Annotated in this window: 16 protein-coding genes and 4 tRNA genes; 19 read left to right on the forward strand and 1 reads right to left on the reverse strand. The window is 54.6% G+C overall.

The genetic code is table 11. From position 1 onward, the window contains the following. Positions 1-398 precede the first annotated feature (398 nt). The 8 genes from KW808_RS02690 (at position 399) to rplA (ending at position 4,364) form a co-directional block, all read left to right on the forward strand. A tRNA-Thr gene (locus KW808_RS02690) sits at positions 399-471 on the forward strand. 252 nt (positions 472-723) lie between these two features. Next, positions 724-796: transfer RNA gene (locus tag KW808_RS02695), tRNA-Thr, on the forward strand. Between the two features lie 38 nt (positions 797-834). Further along, positions 835-906: transfer RNA gene (locus KW808_RS02700), tRNA-Met, on the forward strand. Between the two features lie 96 nt (positions 907-1,002). Next, positions 1,003-1,075, forward strand: a tRNA-Trp gene (locus KW808_RS02705). Between the two features lie 229 nt (positions 1,076-1,304). After that, the gene (gene secE / locus KW808_RS02710) at positions 1,305-1,640 is read left to right on the forward strand and encodes a preprotein translocase subunit SecE (protein WP_003860520.1); all 336 of its coding nucleotides are present in this window, start codon (positions 1,305-1,307) and stop codon (positions 1,638-1,640) included. A 228-nt stretch (positions 1,641-1,868) separates the two neighbouring features. Continuing rightward, on the forward strand, positions 1,869-2,825 hold the full coding sequence (gene nusG, locus KW808_RS02715) for a transcription termination/antitermination protein NusG (protein ID WP_003860521.1): 957 nt from the start codon (positions 1,869-1,871) through the stop codon (positions 2,823-2,825). A 267-nt stretch (positions 2,826-3,092) separates the two neighbouring features. Next, entirely contained in the window at positions 3,093-3,527 is a 435-nt protein-coding gene (rplK, locus tag KW808_RS02720) for a 50S ribosomal protein L11 (protein WP_003854189.1), read from the forward strand. A 126-nt stretch (positions 3,528-3,653) separates the two neighbouring features. Further along, a complete protein-coding gene (gene rplA, locus KW808_RS02725; protein ID WP_003860522.1) occupies positions 3,654-4,364 on the forward strand; it encodes a 50S ribosomal protein L1 in 711 nt (236 codons plus the stop codon). Positions 4,365-4,414: 50 nt separating this feature from the next. On the opposite strand, the gene KW808_RS02730 is transcribed toward rplA, so the two are convergent. Further along, entirely contained in the window at positions 4,415-5,929 is a 1,515-nt protein-coding gene (locus tag KW808_RS02730; protein WP_499652556.1) for a PucR family transcriptional regulator, read from the reverse strand. Between the two features lie 140 nt (positions 5,930-6,069). Between KW808_RS02730 and gabT the strand changes: the two genes are divergently transcribed. The 11 genes from gabT to rpoB all read left to right on the forward strand — a co-directional run bounded on the left by gabT (position 6,070) and on the right by rpoB (position 21,974). Beyond that, positions 6,070-7,416, forward strand: a complete 1,347-nt coding sequence (gene gabT / locus KW808_RS02735) for a 4-aminobutyrate--2-oxoglutarate transaminase (protein WP_003854195.1) — start codon at positions 6,070-6,072, stop codon at positions 7,414-7,416. A 1-nt stretch (position 7,417) separates the two neighbouring features. Next, complete coding sequence (locus KW808_RS02740) at positions 7,418-8,779, forward strand: NAD-dependent succinate-semialdehyde dehydrogenase (RefSeq protein WP_003860524.1); 1,362 nt, start codon at positions 7,418-7,420, stop codon at positions 8,777-8,779. A gap of 38 nt (positions 8,780-8,817) precedes the next feature. Further along, on the forward strand, positions 8,818-10,065 hold the full coding sequence (locus tag KW808_RS02745; protein WP_003860525.1) for an aromatic amino acid transport family protein: 1,248 nt from the start codon (positions 8,818-8,820) through the stop codon (positions 10,063-10,065). A 125-nt stretch (positions 10,066-10,190) separates the two neighbouring features. Beyond that, the gene (locus KW808_RS02750; protein WP_003860526.1) at positions 10,191-12,143 is read left to right on the forward strand and encodes a heavy metal translocating P-type ATPase; all 1,953 of its coding nucleotides are present in this window, start codon (positions 10,191-10,193) and stop codon (positions 12,141-12,143) included. An 18-nt stretch (positions 12,144-12,161) separates the two neighbouring features. Beyond that, complete coding sequence (locus KW808_RS02755) at positions 12,162-13,577, forward strand: phytoene desaturase family protein (protein ID WP_003860527.1); 1,416 nt, start codon at positions 12,162-12,164, stop codon at positions 13,575-13,577. 9 nt (positions 13,578-13,586) lie between these two features. After that, the gene (locus KW808_RS02760; protein ID WP_003860528.1) at positions 13,587-14,192 is read left to right on the forward strand and encodes an SIMPL domain-containing protein; all 606 of its coding nucleotides are present in this window, start codon (positions 13,587-13,589) and stop codon (positions 14,190-14,192) included. Between the two features lie 298 nt (positions 14,193-14,490). Beyond that, positions 14,491-15,006 carry a 50S ribosomal protein L10 gene (rplJ, locus tag KW808_RS02765; protein WP_003854207.1) on the forward strand — a complete coding sequence of 172 codons (516 nt, stop codon included), beginning with the start codon at positions 14,491-14,493 and terminating at the stop codon, positions 15,004-15,006. A 77-nt stretch (positions 15,007-15,083) separates the two neighbouring features. After that, the gene (gene rplL / locus KW808_RS02770; RefSeq protein ID WP_003854210.1) at positions 15,084-15,470 is read left to right on the forward strand and encodes a 50S ribosomal protein L7/L12; all 387 of its coding nucleotides are present in this window, start codon (positions 15,084-15,086) and stop codon (positions 15,468-15,470) included. A 747-nt stretch (positions 15,471-16,217) separates the two neighbouring features. Then, complete coding sequence (locus tag KW808_RS02775) at positions 16,218-17,048, forward strand: hypothetical protein (protein WP_230622896.1); 831 nt, start codon at positions 16,218-16,220, stop codon at positions 17,046-17,048. Positions 17,049-17,099: 51 nt separating this feature from the next. Next, entirely contained in the window at positions 17,100-18,074 is a 975-nt protein-coding gene (gene pgfA / locus KW808_RS02780) for a cell envelope lipid trafficking protein PgfA (RefSeq protein WP_034983912.1), read from the forward strand. Between the two features lie 402 nt (positions 18,075-18,476). Then, positions 18,477-21,974 (forward strand): DNA-directed RNA polymerase subunit beta, encoded by a 3,498-nt coding sequence (gene rpoB / locus KW808_RS02785; RefSeq protein ID WP_034983547.1) that lies wholly within the window; start codon positions 18,477-18,479, stop codon positions 21,972-21,974. Positions 21,975-22,054: the final 80 nt, after the last annotated feature.

The raw sequence follows: 22,054 nt of genomic DNA on the forward strand, positions 1-22,054 counted from the left end.
GATTTGAGAAATTGTATTTGAGGTATCGAACTTAAGTGGGGGAGTCCTTCGCCTCGATATGGCGGCAGCAGTCCTATTGCTCGACTTCGCGTGTGCTGACTTCTCATACTCAACGTCTCGTCAGATGACTTCAGTAGGAAATCCTGACAGCACCGACTGAAGTCGAGCATAAGAAGTCGGTGTTAAGAAGTCGCCGTTGAGGTGTTGCCTTCGAGAAATTGAACTTAAGGCAACCACACCAAGCGTCTGTTGCAGATAACTCAATCCACTGTCACTTTAGGGCGTCTTTGAGTGCTAAAAAGTGGCGGCTGACCAGTGATTTTGTGTTTCTTCAAGTTCACGCTAATCTACTTAAGACTTCAACGGAGCACAGCCTGGCTGTTTTTGAAGAAGTAGATGCCCCCTTAGCTCAGTCGGTAGAGCGTTTCCATGGTAAGGAAAAGGTCAACAGTTCGATTCTGTTAGGGGGCTCTTTTTGCATTTCTGGACCATTTTGGAATCATTTCTGGATCTCTTTAGGCCACAAATGCACACCTGGCAGACGCACCTAGGGTGTGGGTTTTTAGTTTCAGACCACATGCATCGCAGTGGGGGTGCAATTTAATCCAAGAAAACCTTTAGCTTCCTGCAGATTTGTGTTGCGGTAGCGGTTCGGGTTAAAGTTCTTAAGGCTTCAACGGAGCGCAGCGGTAGTTATACGGACTGCATTTCAAAGAGCTTGACGCCCCCTTAGCTCAGTCGGTAGAGCGTTTCCATGGTAAGGAAAAGGTCAACAGTTCGATTCTGTTAGGGGGCTCTGTTGCTTTTATTCTCGTAAGAGATGTTGAGCAATGTGGCGGTGTAGCTCAGTGGTAGAGCAAGCGACTCATAATCGCTGTGTCGCGAGTTCAATTCTCGCCATCGCTACCGCGGATGAAACCGCTTCTAACTGCAAATTTTTTTAGGTTAGAAGCGGTGTTTTCGCAAATTGACAGGCTGATGGTAACATTGCCTGTGCTCCATAGGGGCGTAGCTCAATTGGCAGAGCAACGGTCTCCAAAACCGTAGGTTGCAGGTTCGATTCCTGTCGCCCCTGCAAGATGAACACCCTTGATCTGGTTTTATTGTTTAACCAGATCAAGGGTGTTTTTTGTTTCATCAAGGGATCTTTCACCTGTAGCAGGTATGTCCTAATAAATATTGCGAGGGTTCGCGGGATTAATGTACTCTCGAAGGTTGAACACAGGGCTGCGATTGTGCTGGATCAAATGTCTGCACGAAAAATTGTTATCGCCCCTGGATGAGTAGTGATTTAGAGGAGTGCTGTGAGCGACGAGCAGAATTCTGGCGTAGGCGGAACGTCTCGCCCAACGGGTAAACGCCAGCTGTCGGGTGCTTCCACTACCTCTACCTCTTCATATGAGGCAAAGCAGGTATCTACACAGAAGAAGTCATCTGATTCGGACTCTAAGCCTGGTGGCGGTGTTGTTTCTTTCCTGCCTGAGGTTGTGGGAGAAGTCCGTAAGGTTATTTGGCCTACTGCGCGCCAGATGGTCACGTACACCCTTGTGGTTTTGGGATTCTTGATTGTTTTGACCGCTTTGGTGTCTGGTGTGGATTTCTTAGCTGGTCTTGGAGTTGAGAAGATTCTGACTCCGTAGGTAGGATGTGTAACATCTTTTTTGAAAAGTCCCGCTGGTTCCCTGGAGGAGCCGGCGGGATAATTTTTGCCCAGGTGGTTGGTTTGGGGCAGCGGTTGCAATTGGATGTAATTGGTTGTTTGTCGCAGTAGCATGGGACGAAAGCTGTTAGATGGCATGTTGCATCCCTGCGTTGGCTGATTATCGCTGGGTTTTAGGGTCGATAGATAGGTTGGGAGAACACGCATTATGAGCGATGAGAACATTAACGAGTTTGAGCAGGACGAGGATCTGAACTTCGGCGCGAGCTTTAGTGATGAATTCGCAGATGACGATTTCGCTGCAGAAGCAGACGTAGAAGCAGATGCTGCTGCAGAGGCCTCTGCCCTGGAAGCTGAGCAGGATCTGGAAGAAGAGACCCTAGATGCTCCAGAAGAAGCCGCAGAAGAAGCTCCTGCTGCTGCAGAGTCCGAAGCTTCAGTAGAAGAGGACGAAGAGGCTGACAGCCTTTCTCAGGCGGCTGCTGCACTTGGTGACACCGATGAGCAGGACGCGGATGCGGAGTACAAGGCTCGTCTGCGTAAGTTCACTCGTGAGCTGAAGAAGCAGCCTGGTGTTTGGTACATCATTCAGTGCTACTCCGGCTACGAGAACAAGGTGAAGGCGAACCTTGACATGCGTGCTCAGACCCTTGAGGTTGAGGATGACATCTTTGAGGTTGTTGTTCCTATCGAGCAGGTCACTGAGATCCGTGATGGTAAGCGCAAGCTGGTTAAGCGTAAGTTGCTGCCGGGCTACGTTTTGGTCCGCATGGACATGAATGACCGCGTGTGGTCTGTTGTTCGCGATACCCCTGGTGTGACCAGCTTTGTGGGTAACGAGGGCAATGCAACTCCTGTGAAGCACCGCGATGTTGCGAAGTTCTTGATGCCTCAGGAGCAGGCTGTTGTCACCGGTGAGGCTGCTGCTGCGGCTGATGAGGGTGAGCAGGTTGTGGCTATGCCTACCGATACCAAGAAGCCTCAGGTTGCTGTGGACTTCACTGTTGGTGAGGCTGTGACCATTCTGACTGGTGCTTTCGCTTCTGTTTCTGCAACGATTTCTTCTATCGATCCTGAGCTGCAGAAGCTGGAAGTTTTGGTGTCCATCTTTGGTCGTGAAACTCCTGTTGATCTCAGCTTCGACCAGGTTGAGAAGGTTAGCTAGTAGCTAAACTGCACCACTTACCCCGCATTTCCTAGGCCACATATAAGGGCTTTGGTGATGCGGGGTTTTGCGTGTAAGGTAGACACTCGCGTGTTTTTTAAGCATGCTCAAAATCATTCATCCCCGGTGGCCCGGTTACGTAAAGATCAGCAAAGATGATCAACTAAAGCGATCATCTGAAGTTGTAGCGGGACCGAGCATCCGGACGGTTACTAGTGGGGTTTCATCGTCCCAGTTGTGGCCGGTAACAAGGAAGCAGGTTTAACGATGGCTCCTAAGAAGAAGAAGGTCACTGGCCTCATCAAGCTCCAGATCCAGGCAGGACAGGCAAACCCTGCTCCTCCAGTTGGCCCGGCACTTGGTGCTCACGGCGTCAACATCATGGAATTCTGCAAGGCTTACAACGCTGCGACTGAAAACCAGCGCGGCAACGTTGTTCCTGTTGAGATCACCGTTTACGAAGACCGTTCATTCGACTTCAAGCTGAAGACTCCTCCAGCTGCAAAGCTTCTTCTGAAGGCTGCTGGCCTGCAGAAGGGCTCCGGCGTTCCTCACACCCAGAAGGTCGGCAAGGTTTCCATGGCTCAGGTTCGTGAGATCGCTGAGACCAAGAAGGAAGACCTGAACGCTCGCGATATCGACGCTGCTGCGAAGATCATCGCTGGTACCGCTCGTTCCATGGGCATCACCGTCGAAGGCTAAAAGCTTTCACACCGGTTAGTGGCTCATTCAAAATGAATGGCCACCAACCAATTTTCACCAAAGTTTTATGTGGCAGGGCCAGCTCCGGCCCGTTAAACCACAGAATTCCATGAAAGGGAATTTCTAATGAGCAAGAACTCTAAGGCGTACCGCGAGGCCGCTGAGAAGATCGACGCTGGTCGCGTCTACTCCCCACTCGAGGCTGCAAACCTGGTCAAAGAGACCTCCTCCAAGAACTACGACGCTTCCATCGACGTAGCTATCCGCCTGGGCGTTGACCCACGTAAGGCTGATCAGCTTGTTCGTGGCACCGTCTCCCTGCCTAACGGCACCGGTAAGACCGTTCGCGTTGCTGTGTTCGCACAGGGCGAGAAGGCTACTGAGGCTGAGGCTGCTGGCGCTGACTTCGTTGGCACCGACGAGCTCGTTGAGAAGATCCAGGGTGGCTGGACCGACTTCGACGTTGCTATTGCAACCCCTGATCAGATGGCTAAGATCGGCCGTATCGCTCGTGTCTTGGGCCCACGTGGTCTGATGCCTAACCCTAAGACCGGCACCGTCACCAACGATGTCGCTAAGGCTATCGAAGAGGTCAAGGGCGGCAAGATTTCCTTCCGCGTTGACAAGGCTTCCAACCTGCACGCTGCAATTGGTAAGGCTTCCTTCGATGCGAAGAAGCTGGCTGAGAACTACGGCGCTCTCCTCGACGAGATCATCCGTATCAAGCCTTCTTCCGCTAAGGGCATCTACGTCAAGCGCGTGACCCTGTCTTCCACCACCGGTCCTGGTGTTGAGGTTGACACTCACGTCACCAAGAACTACGCAGAAGAGGCATAAGCCTTCCCACGCGTAACTCTTTAGGCCCCATGCTTTGCATGGGGTCTTTTTTAATGCTTTTCGACGTCTCCCTCCTTCGTTGCGATCACTAAGAGCAGCTCCGCTCTGGTCAGTGGATCATTGAGGTCGATTTCGCAGATCTCTTCAATGCGGATCATGCGGGTGCGCACGGTGTGGCGGTGGATGCCCAGTTCTTTGGCGGTGTCGCCTATATGTCCGCCGTGCTGAGTAAAAGACACCAAAGTGGGGGCGAGCTCGGTGTTGTTGGTGCGGTCGTGGTCGAGGAGACGGTCGTAGGTGTCGCGGGATCGGGTCTTAAGGATTTTGCGCAGCTCGGGGTTTTGGAGCCACAGCAAGGTGCCGTCACGGGGTTCGGCGTAGGTTCCAAGTTGTAGGGTTTTTGCGGTGGCAGTGAGTTCGCGGATGAGTTTCTTATCGATGTTTTCCACTCGGGTGGGCAGACCAATGCAGAGGCGAACTCCGCTTGCGGCAGTACCAAAAAGTTGCACGATGTTGTGCACGCTGCGGCTTCCGCGAAGGAAGAGGAGTTCGGTGGATTCGGCGAGGCGTAGATGAGCTAGTGCTCGTTCCTGTTTGTACAGTGCGGTGGCGACACTGGAGAGTGCTTTTCGTACTGATTGGGGTGTGTTGCCGGTGATGAGGATGGGGCGGATATTTCCGGAAGCATCAGTGATGTCAGCGAACACGCGGTGAATGGTGGCTAGGTCGTCGCTTCTACCCAGAAGTAGTGACATGGCAAGTGAGCGCACTTCGATTTCTCGGTCGCGCATGGCTTCGGGGCGTTGAAGTAAAATATCGGCAAGGCCTGCGCAGTGTCTGATCAGTGCGCGGTGTTGTTCGCTGGGGCGGGTGGGCATAAGGACTGAGAGCACGTGGTGGCGGTCGCCGTACCTGGTCATGCGGTGGATGAATCCAAAGTTGGTGGCATCCGTGAGTGCTTGACTGAATCCGTTAAGGCGCGAGACAGCTTGGGGGAGTGCGTCTAGGTCATCGGTGGTAATAGAGCAAGCCACGCGGCCGTCGCTGTCCACGATGGCTACTGCACCACCCAAATAGTCGGCGGCAGCACGGCACAGGGCTTCGATGCCACCGGAGATGGCGATGGAGTTAAGCCGTTCCTGTTCCAGGAGGAGTTCTTGTTGCAGGCGGCCGGCACGGCGGGTTTGCTCATCACGCACGCTGGAGGTGATCGAGATAAATGGAATTTCACGGGGGACTTCAAAGAGGCCGAGGCCAAGGTGGAGGGAGGCGTCGATAAGCGCCTGCGGAACCTGTGGGAAGGTGAGGCCGGAGCCGAACCCGATCGCGATGACCCCTGCGTCGGCGAGTCGGTGTGCCCAATCGCGAAGCCCGTCGGGCGTTTCTGCGAAGGCGATGCCAACGGATAAGACCACGCTGTTGGGGCTGATGAAGTCGGTGGGGTCAACGAGTTCGCTGATTTGGATGACATCGAAGGTTTTGTTTGTGGGGAGAATTTCGCGGAGTTTGAGCTGGCTTTGGGTGTATAACCAGCGGACATCCATGTCTTGGGTTGGGGTTTCCATGGCGTTAAACTCCTGTCAATTATCCATATGGGCGAAATATTGTCTACAACTTCGCCCTCATGGACATATTAACTTCGTTGCCTCGGAGAGAATACTCATCACCTAGACAACAGTTTGCATCTCACCTCACAGGAGGAACCGTGGAAGATCTCTCATACCGCATCCCGCAGTCGCGCACCGTGGCCGAGCAGGTGCCAGGGCCGAAGTCGAAAGCGCTGGATGAGCGTCGACAAGCAGCAGTAGCACGAGCACTTGCACCGGGTCTGCCTGGATACGTGGTGGACGCAGACGGTGGCATCTTGGCTGACGCGGACGGTAACCGTTTCATCGACCTGGCCTCCGGCATCGCCGTGACCACGGTCGGCGGATCCAACGCGGCCGTCGCGAAAGCCGTCGGCGCCGCAGCTGCCCGCTTCACCCACACCTGCTTCATGGTCTCACCTTATGAAACTTACGTGGCCATGGCGGAGAGACTCAACGCCTTGACTCCAGGCGATCACGACAAGAAGAGCGCGCTGTTTAACTCTGGCGCTGAAGCCGTGGAAAACGCCGTCAAGGTGGCACGCGCCTACACCGGCAAGGGCGCGGTCGTGGTGTTCGACAACGCGTACCACGGACGGACCAACCTCACCATGGCGATGACCGCGAAGAACCGCCCATACAAGTCCGGATTCGGACCACTAGCCGCAGACGTCTACCGTGCACCAATGTCTTACCCACTGCGCGACGGACTGTCCGGCCCGGAAGCCGCAGAGCGCGCGATCTCCGTGATCGAATCCCAGGTCGGAGCCGAAAACCTCGCCTGCGTGGTCATTGAACCGATCCAGGGCGAAGGCGGATTCATCGTCCCCGCACCAGGATTCCTCGCAGCCATTTCCACCTGGTGCCGCGAGAACGACGTGGTCTTCATCGCCGATGAAATCCAATCTGGCTTCCTGCGCACCGGCGACTGGTTCGCCAGCGACGCAGAAGGTGTGATCCCCGACGTCATCACCACCGCAAAAGGCATCGCCGGCGGCATGCCACTATCCGCAGTGACCGGCCGCGCAGAAATCATGGACGCACCCGGCCCCGGCGCGCTCGGCGGAACCTACGGCGGAAACCCCGTTGCTTGCGCCGCAGCACTTGCAGCCATTGAAGTGATGGAACAAGCCGACCTTAAGACCCGCGCACAAGAAATCGAGGCCATCATCCGCGATGAATTCGCGCAGCTGAGTGCCTTCCCGGAAGTCGCCGAAATCCGCGGCCGCGGAGCAATGATGGCCATTGAGCTTATCGACGCTACCGGCCGCCCGAACGCAGCTTTAACCGCCGCAGTGGCTGCGCGCGCAAAAGCTGAAGGTGTGCTGCTGCTGACTTGCGGCACCGATGGCAACGTCATCCGCCTGCTGCCACCACTGGTCATTGCAGAGGACACTCTCCGTGATGGTCTTCAGGTGTTAGTCGCAGCCCTAGAGCGCGAAACCGCGCACCAGAAGGTGGGCTAAAGTGTCTTTGACCTTCCCAGTAATCAACCCCAGCGATGGCTCCACCATCACCGAGCTAGAAAACCACGATTCCACCCAGTGGATGTCCGCGCTCTCTGATGCAGTTGCAGCTGGTCCTTCATGGGCTGCGAAAACTCCCCGCGAAAGATCCGTGGTACTCACCGCAATCTTCGAAGCACTCACCGAACGCGCCCAAGAACTTGCAGAGATCATCCACCTGGAAGCTGGAAAATCCGTTGCAGAAGCTCTTGGTGAAGTAGCTTATGGTGCAGAATACTTCCGTTGGTTTGCGGAAGAAGCAGTGCGCCTGCCCGGCCGCTACGGACAGTCACCTTCCGGAATCGGTCACATCGCCGTCACCCGCGCACCCGTGGGACCAGTGCTGGCGATCACCCCATGGAATTTCCCCATCGCCATGGCCACCCGCAAAATCGCCCCAGCCCTGGCCGCTGGTTGCCCCGTGTTGGTGAAACCTGCTTCAGAAACCCCACTGACCATGGTCAAAGTTGGGGAGATCATCGCCTCCGTCTTTGATACCTTTAACATCCCGCAGGGCTTGGTCTCAATCATCACCACCACTCGAGATGCAGAGCTATCGGCAGAACTCATGGCTGATCCTCGCTTGGCTAAAGTCACCTTCACTGGATCAACCAACGTGGGACGCATCCTGGTCCGCCAATCCGCGGACCGACTGCTGCGCACCTCCATGGAACTCGGCGGAAATGCAGCTTTTGTTATCGACGAAGCCGCAGACCTCGACGAAGCCGTATCCGGTGCCATCGCCGCAAAACTCCGCAACGCCGGCCAAGTATGCATCGCAGCTAACCGTTTCTTGGTTCATGAATCCCGCGCTGCCCAATTCACCTCAAAGCTGGCGACAGCCATGCAGAACACTCCCATTGGTCCGGTGATTTCTGCCCGTCAACGCGACCGGATCGCAGCACTAGTGGATGAAGCCATCACCGACGGCGCCCGCCTCATCATCGGTGGGGAGGTCCCCGACGGCTCCGGCTTCTTCTATCCAGCCACCATCTTGGCCGATGTCCCTGCACAGTCACGGATTGTGCATGAGGAAATCTTCGGACCTGTGGCCACCATTGCCACTTTCACCGACTTGGCCGAAGGCGTTGCACAAGCAAATTCCACCGAATTCGGCCTCGCAGCCTACGGATTCAGCAACAATGTGAAAGCAACACAGTACATGGCGGAACACTTGGAAGCCGGAATGGTCGGAATCAACAGAGGCGCCATCTCTGACCCAGCAGCACCTTTTGGCGGCATCGGACAATCCGGCTTCGGCAGAGAAGGCGGAACCGAAGGAATCGAAGAATATCTTTCCGTGCGTTACCTCGCTTTGCCGTGACACATGAGCTGTCTGGTGAATAACCCGAAGGAAAAAACATGACTACCGAATCAATAGTTGCGCACAATGCTGCAGGTACAGCACCTCAGAATGTGTCCTCTGCTAAGAAGAAGTACCTCAGCGTTGCCCAAGGCGTTGCCCTTATCTACGGAACCAACATCGGCGCCGGTGTGCTCAGCCTCCCATACGCTGCCCGCAACGGTGGTTTCCTCGCCCTGGTTGTTGCCCTGCTCATTGCGGGAACACTGACCACCATCTCCATGCTCTACATCGCCGAAGTATCCCTGCGCACCAAGAAGCCACTGCAGCTTTCCGGCCTGGCAGAAAAATACCTGGGGCAGTGGGGCCGCTGGCTGGTGTTCATTGCCATTGTGGTCAACAGCGTGGGTGCACTGATTGCCTACGCATCAGGATCCGGCATTTTGATAGGCAACCTCACCGGCCTGCCACCAATCGTGGGCACCCTTGGATTCTTTGTTTTAGGCACCTTGATCATGTGGAAAGGCCTGCACACGGCAAGCTTCGTGGAGGCATTGATCACCACTGGCATGGCAACGATCATCATCGTGCTGTGTGGATGGACAGTGCTTGGCCCTGGAATTTCCGCAGACAACCTGATCGTGTTCCACCCATTCTTCATCGTTCCGATCATGAACCTCGCGGTCTTTACCTTCCTTGCCCAATATGTGGTTCCAGAAATCGCACGAGGAGTTAACCCTGCCACCCCGAAGGCAGTGCCACGCGCGATCATCATCGGCATGGTCGCAACTGGTGTCACCCTGGCAGCTGTACCATTCGCGGCACTAGGGCTTCTGGGCACAGGCGTCAGTGAAGTTGTCACCATCTCCTGGGGTGAGGCACTCGCCCCAGTGGCCTATTACATGGCCAATGCCCTCGCACTATTGGCCATGTTCACTTCATTCATCGCCATTGGATTCACCGCGATGCGCAACGTACTAGATATTGGCCACTGGCCAGAACACGGATGGCAGCGATCCGTTGCTGTCGGACTAACTGTTCTTCCACCACTGGCAATTTCACTTGCGGGATTAGGCGGATTCGTGGCAGCACTGAGCTACGCCGGAGGATTTGCCGGAGCAATCATGTCCATCATCCCCGTGCTGTTGCTGCGCAACTCCCGCAAGAGTGGCGACCAAGAACCAGTGTGGAAAGCCACCTGGCAAGCGCACCCCATCTTCCAGATCCTGTTGATTGTGGTGTACTCCCTGGCGTTTGTGTACTCGGTTCTCGCGATCGTCGGATTAATGCCTGCGGGTTGGGCATAGTCACTTCCTGTTGTGGCTGCCTGTTGCAGCCAAATACGGCCAACGGCTCCTTGGAAATTTAAGGGGTCGTTGGCCTTATTATTTTAGGGAAAGCCCATCCTTACCTTGCCAAGGGAAGCCTGTACATGCTGGTCAGGGACATTTTTATGGGTGATAATGGGGTTATGAATAAAAAACTTAATACCCCAAATCCCTGGATGTTATTCATCCGCTCATTTGATGGCATCATCACTGTCGCAGCCCTTGTTGCCATCGCAATACATCTCATTTTATGGCTGGCTCTAGCTCTAGATGGCCTTGCTAAAAACTGGCCTTTAATAGCCATCGTTATCGTAGGTGGCATTCCGTTGATGTGGGATGTGCTGAAATCAGCCATTAAAACTCGCGGTGGCGCGGATACTTTAGCAGCAGTCTCCATCATTACTTCTGTGTTGTTAGGGGAGTGGTTGGTTGCCGCGATCATCGTGCTCATGCTCTCTGGTGGTGAAGCGCTAGAAGAGGCAGCATCACGGCGAGCCAGTGGCACCTTGGACGCACTTGCCCGGCGCGCACCAAGTACAGCTCACCGCCTGTTGGGTGCAACCATTCTTGATGGAACCGAAGAGATCGCCGTGGAAGAGATCACGGTTGGTGATCTAGTGGCGGTGCTCCCGCATGAACTTTGTCCCGTGGATGGTGAAATCGTGGCAGGCCACGGCACCATGGATGAGTCTTATCTCACGGGTGAGCCCTATGTGGTGAGCAAATCTAAAGGTTCGCAAGCAATGTCGGGTGCAGTCAATGGTGATACTCCGCTGACGATTGTTGCCACAAAGCTTGCCCATGATTCCAGATACGCCCAAATTGTTGGTGTACTCCATGAAGCAGAAAACAACCGCCCAGAAATGCGCAGGATGGCTGACCGTCTTGGCGCGTGGTATACGGTGATTGCACTTGCCCTCGGTGGTCTTGGCTGGATTGTCTCCGGCGACCCAGTGAGGTTCTTGGCTGTTGTCGTTGTCGCCACCCCATGTCCATTGCTCATTGCAGTGCCAGTGGCGATCATCGGTGCGATTTCCCTTGCGGCTCGTCGGGGCATCATCGTGAAGAACCCTGGAATGCTGGAAAACGCTTCAGAAGTAAAGACAGTGATGTTCGATAAGACTGGAACGCTCACCTATGGCAGGCCAGTGATTACTGATATCCACACTGCTCCCGGAGTTGAGGAAGATACAGTCCTAGCTTTGGCTGCTTCAGTAGAGCGCTACTCCAGACACCCGTTGGCTGACGCGATTCGTGAGGGCGCAAAAGCCAGGGAACTTCATCTGCCTGATGTAGTGGAAGTATCGGAACGTCCAGGACAGGGACTAACCGGCACGGTGGGCGAGCACCTGGTTCGAATAACCAATAGGCGCAGCACACTAGAAATTGATCCAGACAGCAAGAACTACATTCCGGTGACAAGTTCCGGCATGGAATCTGTGGTGCTTGTTGATGATAAATATGCAGCACTCATTCGCCTCCGGGATGAACCTCGTGCATCTGCCAGTGAGTTCATCGCGCACTTGCCCAAGAAGCATAAAGTGGACAAGCTCATGATTATCTCTGGTGATCGCGCATCTGAGGTTCGTTACCTTGCGGACAAGGTTGGCATCGATGAGGTACACGCAGAGGCCTCACCGGAAGACAAGCTGAACATTGTTAATCGGCATAATGAGCACGGCGCCACCATGTTCTTAGGTGATGGAATCAACGATGCGCCAGCCATGGCCGTTGCCACCGTTGGTGTCGCGATGGGAGCAGACTCCGATGTCACGTCCGAAGCAGCAGATGCTGTGATTTTGGAGTCTTCCCTGGAACGTCTCGACGATCTGCTCCACATCAGTGCACGGATGCGTCGAATAGCGTTGCAATCTGCGGGTGGTGGCATGGCGTTGAGTGTCATAGGAATGATCCTCGCGGTATTTGGATTCTTGACGCCACTGATGGGTGCGATCTTCCAAGAGGTCATTGACGTGCTGGCTATCCTCAATTCCGCTCGGGTCGCACTACCACGCGGAGCGATTAGTGATTTTGATACGCAAGAAAAAGTTTCTTAGCAGGGTAACCTAAAAGTCGTGACATTTCGAGGCGGAAACACTGGCGCAAAGCACGCGGTCGTTGTTGGTTCTGGCCCCAATGGGCTCACCACGGCGGCGGTGCTGGCCAAAGCAGGTTGGCAAGTAGAAGTGTATGAGGCGGCGCCAACCCCTGGAGGGGCGGCGCGCTCAGCAAGCGTTCTGGGGGAGGGGACGATAACCGATTTGGGTGCCGCAGGGCATCCTTTCGGAGTGGCAAGCCCAGCTTTTCACTATTTGGGTCTGGAAGATCACGGCCTGGAATGGGCGTATTCTCCCTTTGCGATGGCCCACCCCTTAGATCATGGTCGGACCGGACTGCTGGAAGCTTCACTCCCAGAGACCGCCAAAAAGCTTGGACCTGATGCACGTCGTTGGAAGAATCTGCACCAGGGATTAACCACACATATTGATAAACACTTAGCCAATCTATTGGGGCCGGTGCTGAAATGGCCAGCACATCCGATTCGGATGGCAAAGTTTGGCCCACTTGCGTTGCTGCCCGCGAAACGTCTAGCCAGTGCCGCTTTTGAAACAGAAGAAGCCCGATCCCTGTTTATCGGTTCGGCGATGCACTCGGTGACTCCACCACACAAGCCGATGACCGCATCACTTGGAATGCTTTTCGGCGCTCTGGGGATGTCGCGAGGATGGCCGGTTGCAGTTGGGGGAAGCGGACGGATCGTCGATGCTCTGGTCAATGTCATAAACCATCACGGTGGCACCATTCACTGCGATTCACAGATTGATTCCCTCTCACAATTCCGCGACACCGATGCCATTATTCTGAACCAAACCCCCTCACAGGTGCTGAAACTCAAAGGAACTGACCTTAATGCAGGGCTTCCGCAACGCATGAGCACCTGGAAACACGGACCAAGTTCCTACAAAGTGGACTACCTCCTCGACGGCCCAATTCCCTGGAGCAATCCCCAGGTAGGCCAGGCCACAACCGTCCATGTGGGCGGAAGCTCTGAGGAAATCGCTTTCGCAGAAGCAGAAGTCGCAGCGGGACGGATGCCCGAACGCCCGTTTATCATTTTGTGCCAACAACAACTGGCGGATCCTTCACGCGCCCGGGAGGGGCGCCACGTCGTGTGGGCCTACGCGCATGTGCCGCGGGGTTTCGTCGATAAGCGAGCTGCTTTATTAATCACTGCGCAGATTGAACGCTTCGCCCCCGGTTTCCGTGATCGCATCGTGCATTCAGTGGATACCAACGCGGAGGATTTAGAGGCGTGGAACCCCAATCTTGTTGGCGGAGACATCACCGCAGGGTCCGCGCTGCTTCGGCGAATGCCGACCAAAATCGGCGAGAAAACGTACATGGCATCCGCCTCCAACGCGCCGGGCGGGGGAGTCCACGGAATGCCCGGCTGGTGGGCAGCGCAAGCCGTTTTAGCAGATCACAGGTAGAATCGCGACATGGAGCCCACCGTAAAAGCCAGCGCGCGCCACACCCTACACGTCACCGCCGACACCTGGCGCATCCGCCTGAGTGCCTCAGCCCACTCACACCCCAACGACGCGTACGCGCGCCGGGCTACGGCAATTTCCGCCATAGGCAGCGTGCTTATCGACGTCCCCCTCCAAGGCGAACGCATCTCTGAATCCACTGCATACGACGGCCAAATCAACGCCGACTGGAACGCAGAAGTCACCGGCACCGATGTGAACATCGCACGCGACATCATCTCCCGGCTCGCAGCGGTGCCAGACGTTCAAGTCGACGGCCCGTTGTGGTCCTTGAGTGACAGTTTAGCTGCAGAGGCTGCTGTGGAGGCATTGCAAGGTGCTGCCGACACTGCGCGGAACACCGCGGCCGCCATCGCAGAATCCCTCGGCGGGCAGCTAGGTGCACTTCTCTACGCAACAACCGACACCCACAGCTCCACACCCATACCAGCACGCGCAGAAATGATGGCAGCAAAAGCCTCCATGCCACCGCGCACACTCGACCTAGAACTCGCCCCCTCTGACATCGAAGTCACCAAAGAAATCGCCGTGACCTTTGAATTCCTTGCAGACTAAACCGCGATTTGGTATTTCGGCCGATCCTACCCTAAAGTAATAGACCGAAGTTTGAACGATCGGCCACGCGCTAGATCGAGCTCAAGGTTCACCGAAGACCGTAGGTCATCCGCACAGCGGATCGAAGGTTTCCTATCCCTAGGAACGGCCCACGCAGGAGACACTTGAACGCCTTAGATTCCTTATGTGGAATGTATAGCGCCCTGTGCTCTTGCACGGGGCTTTTCTCATTGGTTTATTGACCGTGTGAAAGCTCCGCGGATCAGTAGATTACACATAAGAGGAAGGAGGCGAAGTAATGGCAAACCCAAGAAACGAAGCAGCTCTGGCAGAGCTCAAGGCACGTTTCGCTGAGACCGACACCGTCGTTCTTACCGAGTACCGTGGCCTGACCGTGGCTCAGACCACCGAACTGCGTAAGGCACTGGGCTTCGATGTCCAGTACTCCGTCGCCAAGAACACCCTTGTTAAGATCGCCGCTAACGAAGCTGGCATCGAGGGCCTTGATGATCTCCTGACCGGTCCAACCGCTGTTGCCTTCATCAAGGGCGAAGCAGTTGACACCGCTAAGGTGCTGAAGAAATTCGGCGAAGAAAACAAGGCATTCGTAGTCAAGGGTGGCTACATGGATGGCAACGCGCTGACCGCTGAACAGGTCAACGCAATCGCCGAGCTGGACAACCGTGAGACCACTCTCGCGAAGCTTGCCGGCGCCATGAAGGGCAGCTTGGCAAAGGCCGCAGGCCTGTTCAACGCTCCTGCTTCCCAGGTCGCACGCCTCGCCGTTGCGCTCCAGGACAAGAAGGACGCATAAGTCGCCACCAGGCGCACCAGTTTTACCCCAAACTTTTTCGAGCGTGCTAAACGCTCAACAACAGGAAGGATGCCACCATGGCTAAGCTCACCAAAGACGAGCTCATCGAGGCTTTCAAGGAAATGACCCTCATCGAGCTCTCCGAGTTCGTTAAGGAATTCGAAGAGGTCTTCGACGTAACCGCAGCTGCTCCAGTTGCAGTTGCTGCTGCAGGCGCTGCAGGCGGCGAAGCTGCTGCTGCAGAAGAGAAGGACGAGTTCGACGTCGTTCTCGAAGACGCAGGCGCAAAGAAGATCGGCGTCATCAAGGCTGTCCGCGAGCTCGTCTCCGGCCTGGGCCTGAAGGAAGCAAAGGAGCTCGTTGAGGGCGCACCTAAGGCTATCCTCGAGGGCGCAAACAAGGACGACGCTGAGGCTGCAAAGGCTAAGCTCGAAGAGGCTGGCGCAAAGGTCACCCTTAAGTAAGAACTTTCTTACACTTTTTCAAAACCCCACACTCTGGACTCATTCCAGGGGTGGGGTTTTGTGCTGTTTGGGGTGGGTTTGGGTTGGGTTCCGGGGTTTGTTGGGGTCGGCGGTGTCTTAAGTTCGATTTCACGGTAGCGGTTTCTCAATTGCGGTTTCTTGGTTTCGGTTTCTCAACTACGGTATCGCTTGCTCAATTTCTTAAGAGCGATTTCAGTAGGTTTTTGGTGGTTTTGCGAATGGTCTCGAGCTTAAAAAATTGGATTTGAGAAATTGAGCTTGCGATATTGGAAATGTGAACCCGCTAGTGAGGTATCGAACTTAAGAGGGGAGGGGTTCCGCTCAGAACTGAAAGCAGCAGTCCTCTTGTTCGACTTCGCGTGTGCTGACTTCTCATGCTCAACTTCTTAACCTCGACTTCGCTAGGAAATCCTGACATCGCCGACGGAAGTCGACCACGTGAAGTTGAGCGCGTGAAGTCGTGTGATGAGAAGTCGCCCTTAAGGTACAGATACTGAGGAATCCAACTTAAGGGAAAGTTGTGATGGCAAATATCTAGATCTTGGTGGAGGTGCTAGTCCGGTTTGATCTCGATTGTCTGGTTCACTCACAACGCCGCTAAACTCAAGCCCACAATCCAGGACTTAAGACCGTTGACTTTGGAGTTTCAAAGACCGACTGGGATACGCGAAATGATGCAAAGAAAGAACAAAACTGATGGCGATCTCTTCTTGCTACACTGACGATATGCAGGAAAAACACGGTTTTCAGATGAAGATCTTGTTTAGATCTTTGATGCTGACTGGAATTTTCTTTGAACTTGTTATTGTGTTGGCATCAGTTATTGGAGGAGGGTTTCCACTCCAGGTAGTGACTTTTCCTCTCGTTCTAATACTTGTGGCTTTGGGGCTCTTGTTTAGCGGAATGATTCGTGACCGATTAGCTTGTGACTCGTGGGCGAGTTCGCTGAGTAAGACTGCACGTAGGTTTGGAGTTCCCCGGCGTGCATTGGTGTTATTGGTCTCGGAGATTTATTCGATTACTTCTTTTGCCAGGGTTTTTAATCGTGTAAAGCCTGTCCAGGTAGGAGAGATTCACACGGGGTATAAGAATCTTCGCACCGTGGTATTTCTAATTGTGGGATTAGTTGTTGTTGAAATCGTCGTAGTGCATTTAGCAATAACCAGCGAAATCTGGAGAATCGTTCTATTTGTCAGCAGTCTGTATGCACTAGTCCTATTGCTGGGATTTTACACCTCTATAAGGATGAATCCCCATGTAGTTGAAAGTGACAGCCTGAAAATTAGACATGGAATTAGATTTTCTTGTGTCATTCCATGGGAGCAGGTTCGCTCGTTAAAAGGGGTCGGTGCTGGGCAGGGCGGAGACATCTTTGTCAATGAAGATAATGAGTTACGGGTTCCGGTGCTTAGTGAGGTGAATCTTCGACTTGAGCTGCATTCGACTGTTGTGATTGAAGATCTGTATTTCGGAGAGGCTGAAATTACTGCGGTTGATTTCTACTGCGATGACAAGAAGGCGCTGTTAGATTCCGCTAAACAGGTATTGGATCAATAAATCTTACCGTCGATACCAATGCCTGGTGGGTGCTCCGGTAACATCGTCCGCATGCTGCCTAAATCCAGGATTTTCTCCGCGCTCCTGCTCGGAATTGGTGTGGCACTTGTGGTCTGGGGTCTGGTGGCTCCGCGCTTTGTGCACGCTGATGGCCGTTTGCCTCTTGATTTGGAGACGACGACGTACGTTCTCCATGACTCTGACGCTCAGACCACTATTAATTCTGATCCGTTGGCGGGTGTGGTGACTACGCCGGTGACTCGTCAGTTGCATTTTGAGGTGATGGATCCTGCGAGTGCTGATGAGGCCACTATTCGGATTGGTGATTCAATGCTGCGTGGTAATCCTGATACTCAGGGTTTTGAGCAGGAACGGCTCCTGTCAGCGACTGTGTCGAGTTTCCGCATTGATCGCACCTCTGGTGAGGTTTTGTCCGATATTGCGCTGACTAATCAGTTGGCGAGCCCTACGGTGCAGTATTCGGTGGATGGCATTTGGTTGAAGTTCCCAACTGACGCGCAGGAGACCACTTACAACGTGGTGGATCCGGTGCTGAGGTCTGCGCTGCCGGCGGATTTTGTGGAGTCCACGGAGATCGATGGCCGTGAGGTGCTGCATTACCGTCAGGTGATTGATAACGCGAATGTGGCGGAGTATTTCGCGGATGCCAACAACACCACCACGTTCACTAAAGAGGATGGCGGTACCACGACGGGCTATTTTTATCACAATGTGACTCGTGATTTTTGGGTGGATCAGCGTACCGGTTTGGTTGTCGATCTAGCTGAAAATATTGATGATTTTTACGGCGACCGCAGCGGCCAGAAGTACGAACAGAAATTGCTTTTCGACGCCTCCCTCGACGATGCAGCTGTCTCTAAGCTGGTTGCACAGGCCGAAAGCATCCCTGATGGTGATGTGAGCAAAATCGCAAATACCGTAGGTATTGTGATCGGTGCGGTATTGGCTCTCGTGGGCCTGGCCGGGTGTCTTGGGGCGTTTGGGAAGAAACGTCGAGAAGCTTAACCTGCTGTTCAAATAGATTTTCCCTGTTTCGAATTGCGGAAACCCCGGGTTTGTTTGCTAGGGTGCCTCGTAGAAGGGATCAAGAAGATTTCTGGGGAACGCGCCCGTGCGGTTGGTTGCTAATAGCACGCGGAGCACCAGATGAAAAATCTCCCCTTTACTTTCGCGCGCGATTGGTATACTCTGAGTCGTTGCGTTGGAATTCGTGACTCTTTTTCGTTCCTGTAGCGCCAAGACCTTGATCAAGGTGGTTTGAAAAAACCGATTTGACAAGGTCATTCAGTGCTATCTGGAGTTGTTCAGGGGGATCGGGTTCCTCAGCAGACCAATTGCTCAAAAATACCAGCGGTGTTGATCTGCACTTAATGGCCTTGACCAGCCAGGTGCAATTACCCGCGTGAGGTGCTGGAAGGACCCATCTTGGCAGTCTCCCGCCAGACCAAGTCAGTCGTCGATATTCCCGGTGCACCGCAGCGTTATTCTTTCGCGAAGGTGTCCGCACCCATTGAGGTGCCCGGGCTACTAGATCTTCAACTGGATTCTTACTCCTGGCTGATTGGTACGCCTGAGTGGCGTGCTCGTCAGAAGGAAGAATTCGGCGAGGGAGCCCGCGTAACCAGCGGCCTTGAGAACATTCTCGAGGAGCTCTCCCCAATCCAGGATTACTCTGGAAACATGTCCCTGAGCCTTTCGGAGCCACGCTTCGAAGACGTCAAGAACACCATTGACGAGGCGAAAGAAAAGGACATCAACTACGCGGCGCCACTGTATGTGACCGCGGAGTTCGTCAACAACACCACCGGTGAAATCAAGTCTCAGACTGTCTTCATCGGCGATTTCCCAATGATGACGGACAAGGGAACGTTCATCATCAACGGAACCGAACGCGTTGTGGTCAGCCAGCTCGTCCGCTCCCCGGGCGTGTACTTTGACCAGACCATCGACAAGTCAACTGAGCGTCCACTGCACGCCGTGAAGGTTATTCCTTCCCGTGGTGCTTGGCTTGAGTTTGACGTCGATAAGCGCGATTCGGTTGGTGTTCGTATTGACCGCAAGCGTCGCCAGCCAGTCACCGTACTGCTGAAGGCTCTTGGCTGGACCACTGAGCAGATCACCGAGCGTTTCGGTTTCTCTGAAATCATGATGTCCACCCTCGAGTCCGATGGTGTAGCAAACACCGATGAGGCATTGCTGGAGATCTACCGCAAGCAGCGTCCAGGCGAGCAGCCTACCCGCGACCTTGCGCAGTCCCTCCTGGACAACAGCTTCTTCCGTGCAAAGCGCTACGACCTGGCTCGCGTTGGTCGTTACAAGATCAACCGCAAGCTCGGTCTTGGTGGCGACCACGATGGTTTGATGACTCTTACTGAAGAGGACATCGCAACCACCATCGAGTACCTGGTGCGTCTGCACGCAGGTGAGCGCGTCATGACTTCTCCAAATGGTGAAGAGATCCCAGTCGAGACCGATGACATCGACCACTTTGGTAACCGTCGTCTGCGTACCGTTGGCGAACTGATCCAGAACCAGGTCCGTGTCGGCCTGTCCCGCATGGAGCGCGTTGTTCGTGAGCGTATGACCACCCAGGATGCGGAGTCCATTACTCCTACTTCCTTGATCAACGTTCGTCCTGTCTCTGCAGCTATCCGTGAGTTCTTCGGAACTTCCCAGCTGTCTCAGTTCATGGACCAGAACAACTCCCTGTCTGGTTTGACTCACAAGCGTCGTCTGTCGGCTCTGGGCCCGGGTGGTCTGTCCCGTGAGCGCGCCGGCATCGAGGTTCGAGACGTTCACCCATCTCACTACGGCCGTATGTGCCCAATTGAGACTCCGGAAGGTCCAAACATTGGCCTGATCGGTTCCTTGGCTTCCTATGCTCGAGTGAACCCATTCGGTTTCATTGAGACCCCATACCGTCGCATCATCGACGGCAAGCTGACCGACCAGATTGACTACCTTACCGCTGATGAGGAAGACCGCTTCGTTGTTGCGCAGGCAAACACGCACTACGACGAAGAGGGCAACATCACCGATGAGACCGTCACTGTTCGTTTGAAGGACGGCGACATCGCCATGGTTGGCCGCAACGCGGTTGATTACATGGACGTTTCCCCTCGTCAGATGGTTTCTGTTGGTACCGCGATGATTCCATTCCTGGAGCACGACGATGCTAACCGTGCACTGATGGGCGCGAACATGCAGAAGCAGGCTGTGCCACTGATTCGTGCCGAGGCTCCTTTCGTGGGCACCGGTATGGAGCAGCGCGCAGCATACGACGCCGGCGACCTGGTTATTACCCCAGTCGCAGGTGTTGTGGAAAACGTTTCAGCTGACTTCATCACCATCATGGCTGATGACGGCAAGCGCGAAACCTACCTGCTGCGTAAGTTCCAGCGCACCAACCAGGGCACCAGCTACAACCAGAAGCCTTTGGTTAACTTGGGCGAGCGCGTTGAAGCTGGCCAGGTTATTGCTGATGGTCCAGGTACCTTCAATGGTGAAATGTCCCTTGGCCGTAACCTTCTGGTTGCGTTCATGCCTTGGGAAGGCCACAACTACGAGGATGCGATCATCCTCAACCAGAACATCGTTGAGCAGGACATCTTGACCTCGATCCACATCGAGGAGCACGAGATCGATGCCCGCGACACTAAGCTTGGCGCCGAAGAAATCACCCGCGACATCCCTAATGTGTCTGAAGAAGTCCTCAAGGACCTCGACGACCGCGGTATTGTCCGCATCGGTGCTGATGTTCGTGACGGCGACATCCTGGTCGGTAAGGTCACCCCTAAGGGCGAGACCGAGCTCACCCCGGAAGAGCGCTTGCTGCGCGCAATCTTCGGTGAGAAGGCCCGCGAAGTTCGCGATACCTCCATGAAGGTGCCTCACGGCGAGACCGGCAAGGTCATCGGCGTGCGTCACTTCTCCCGCGAGGACGACGACGATCTGGCTCCTGGCGTCAACGAGATGATCCGTATCTACGTTGCTCAGAAGCGTAAGATCCAGGACGGCGATAAGCTCGCTGGCCGCCACGGTAACAAGGGTGTTGTCGGTAAGATTCTGCCTCAGGAAGATATGCCATTCCTTCCAGACGGCACTCCTGTTGACATCATCTTGAACACCCACGGTGTTCCACGTCGTATGAACATTGGTCAGGTTCTTGAGACCCACCTTGGCTGGCTGGCATCTGCTGGTTGGTCCGTGGATCCTGAAAATCCTGAGAACGCTGAGCTCGTCAAGACTCTGCCTGCAGACCTCCTCGAGGTTCCTGCTGGTTCCTTGACTGCAACTCCTGTGTTCGACGGTGCGTCAAACGAAGAGCTCGCAGGCCTGCTCGCTAATTCACGTCCAAACCGCGACGGCGACGTCATGGTTAACGCGGATGGTAAAGCAACGCTTATCGACGGCCGCTCCGGTGAGCCTTACCCGTACCCGGTTTCCATCGGCTACATGTACATGCTGAAGCTGCACCACCTCGTTGACGAGAAGATCCACGCACGTTCCACTGGTCCTTACTCCATGATTACCCAGCAGCCACTGGGTGGTAAAGCACAGTTCGGTGGACAGCGTTTCGGCGAAATGGAGGTGTGGGCAATGCAGGCATACGGCGCTGCCTACACACTTCAGGAGCTGCTGACCATCAAGTCTGATGACGTGGTTGGCCGTGTCAAGGTCTACGAAGCAATTGTGAAGGGAGAGAACATCCCGGATCCAGGTATTCCTGAGTCCTTCAAGGTTCTCCTCAAGGAGCTCCAGTCCTTGTGCCTGAACGTGGAGGTTCTCTCCGCAGACGGCACTCCAATGGAGCTCGCGGGTGACGACGACGACTTCGATCAGGCAGGCGCCTCACTTGGCATCAACCTGTCCCGTGACGAGCGTTCCGACGCCGACACCGCATAGCAGATCAGAAAACAACCGCTAGAAATCAAGCCATACATCCCCCGGACATTGAAGAGATGTTCTGGGGGGAAAGGGAGTTT

Origin of the sequence: [Brevibacterium] flavum (assembly GCF_019317305.1) — a bacterium.
Taxonomy (GTDB): domain Bacteria; phylum Actinomycetota; class Actinomycetes; order Mycobacteriales; family Mycobacteriaceae; genus Corynebacterium; species Corynebacterium glutamicum.

Bases quoted from the DNA above. Each gene is read 5' to 3' on its own strand.
- KW808_RS02775 (WP_230622896.1), top strand. From the start codon at position 16,218: ATGCAGGAAAAACACGGTTTTCAGATGAAGATCTTGTTTAGATCTTTG.
- KW808_RS02730 (WP_499652556.1), bottom strand. From the start codon at position 5,929: ATGGAAACCCCAACCCAAGACATGGATGTCCGCTGGTTATACACCCAA.
- rplJ (WP_003854207.1), top strand. From the start codon at position 14,491: ATGGCAAACCCAAGAAACGAAGCAGCTCTGGCAGAGCTCAAGGCACGT.
- KW808_RS02760 (WP_003860528.1), top strand. From the start codon at position 13,587: ATGGAGCCCACCGTAAAAGCCAGCGCGCGCCACACCCTACACGTCACC.
- rplK (WP_003854189.1), top strand. From the start codon at position 3,093: ATGGCTCCTAAGAAGAAGAAGGTCACTGGCCTCATCAAGCTCCAGATC.
- nusG (WP_003860521.1), top strand. From the start codon at position 1,869: ATGAGCGATGAGAACATTAACGAGTTTGAGCAGGACGAGGATCTGAAC.
- pgfA (WP_034983912.1), top strand. From the start codon at position 17,100: ATGCTGCCTAAATCCAGGATTTTCTCCGCGCTCCTGCTCGGAATTGGT.
- KW808_RS02750 (WP_003860526.1), top strand. From the start codon at position 10,191: ATGCTGGTCAGGGACATTTTTATGGGTGATAATGGGGTTATGAATAAA.
- KW808_RS02745 (WP_003860525.1), top strand. From the start codon at position 8,818: ATGACTACCGAATCAATAGTTGCGCACAATGCTGCAGGTACAGCACCT.
- rplL (WP_003854210.1), top strand. From the start codon at position 15,084: ATGGCTAAGCTCACCAAAGACGAGCTCATCGAGGCTTTCAAGGAAATG.
- rplA (WP_003860522.1), top strand. From the start codon at position 3,654: ATGAGCAAGAACTCTAAGGCGTACCGCGAGGCCGCTGAGAAGATCGAC.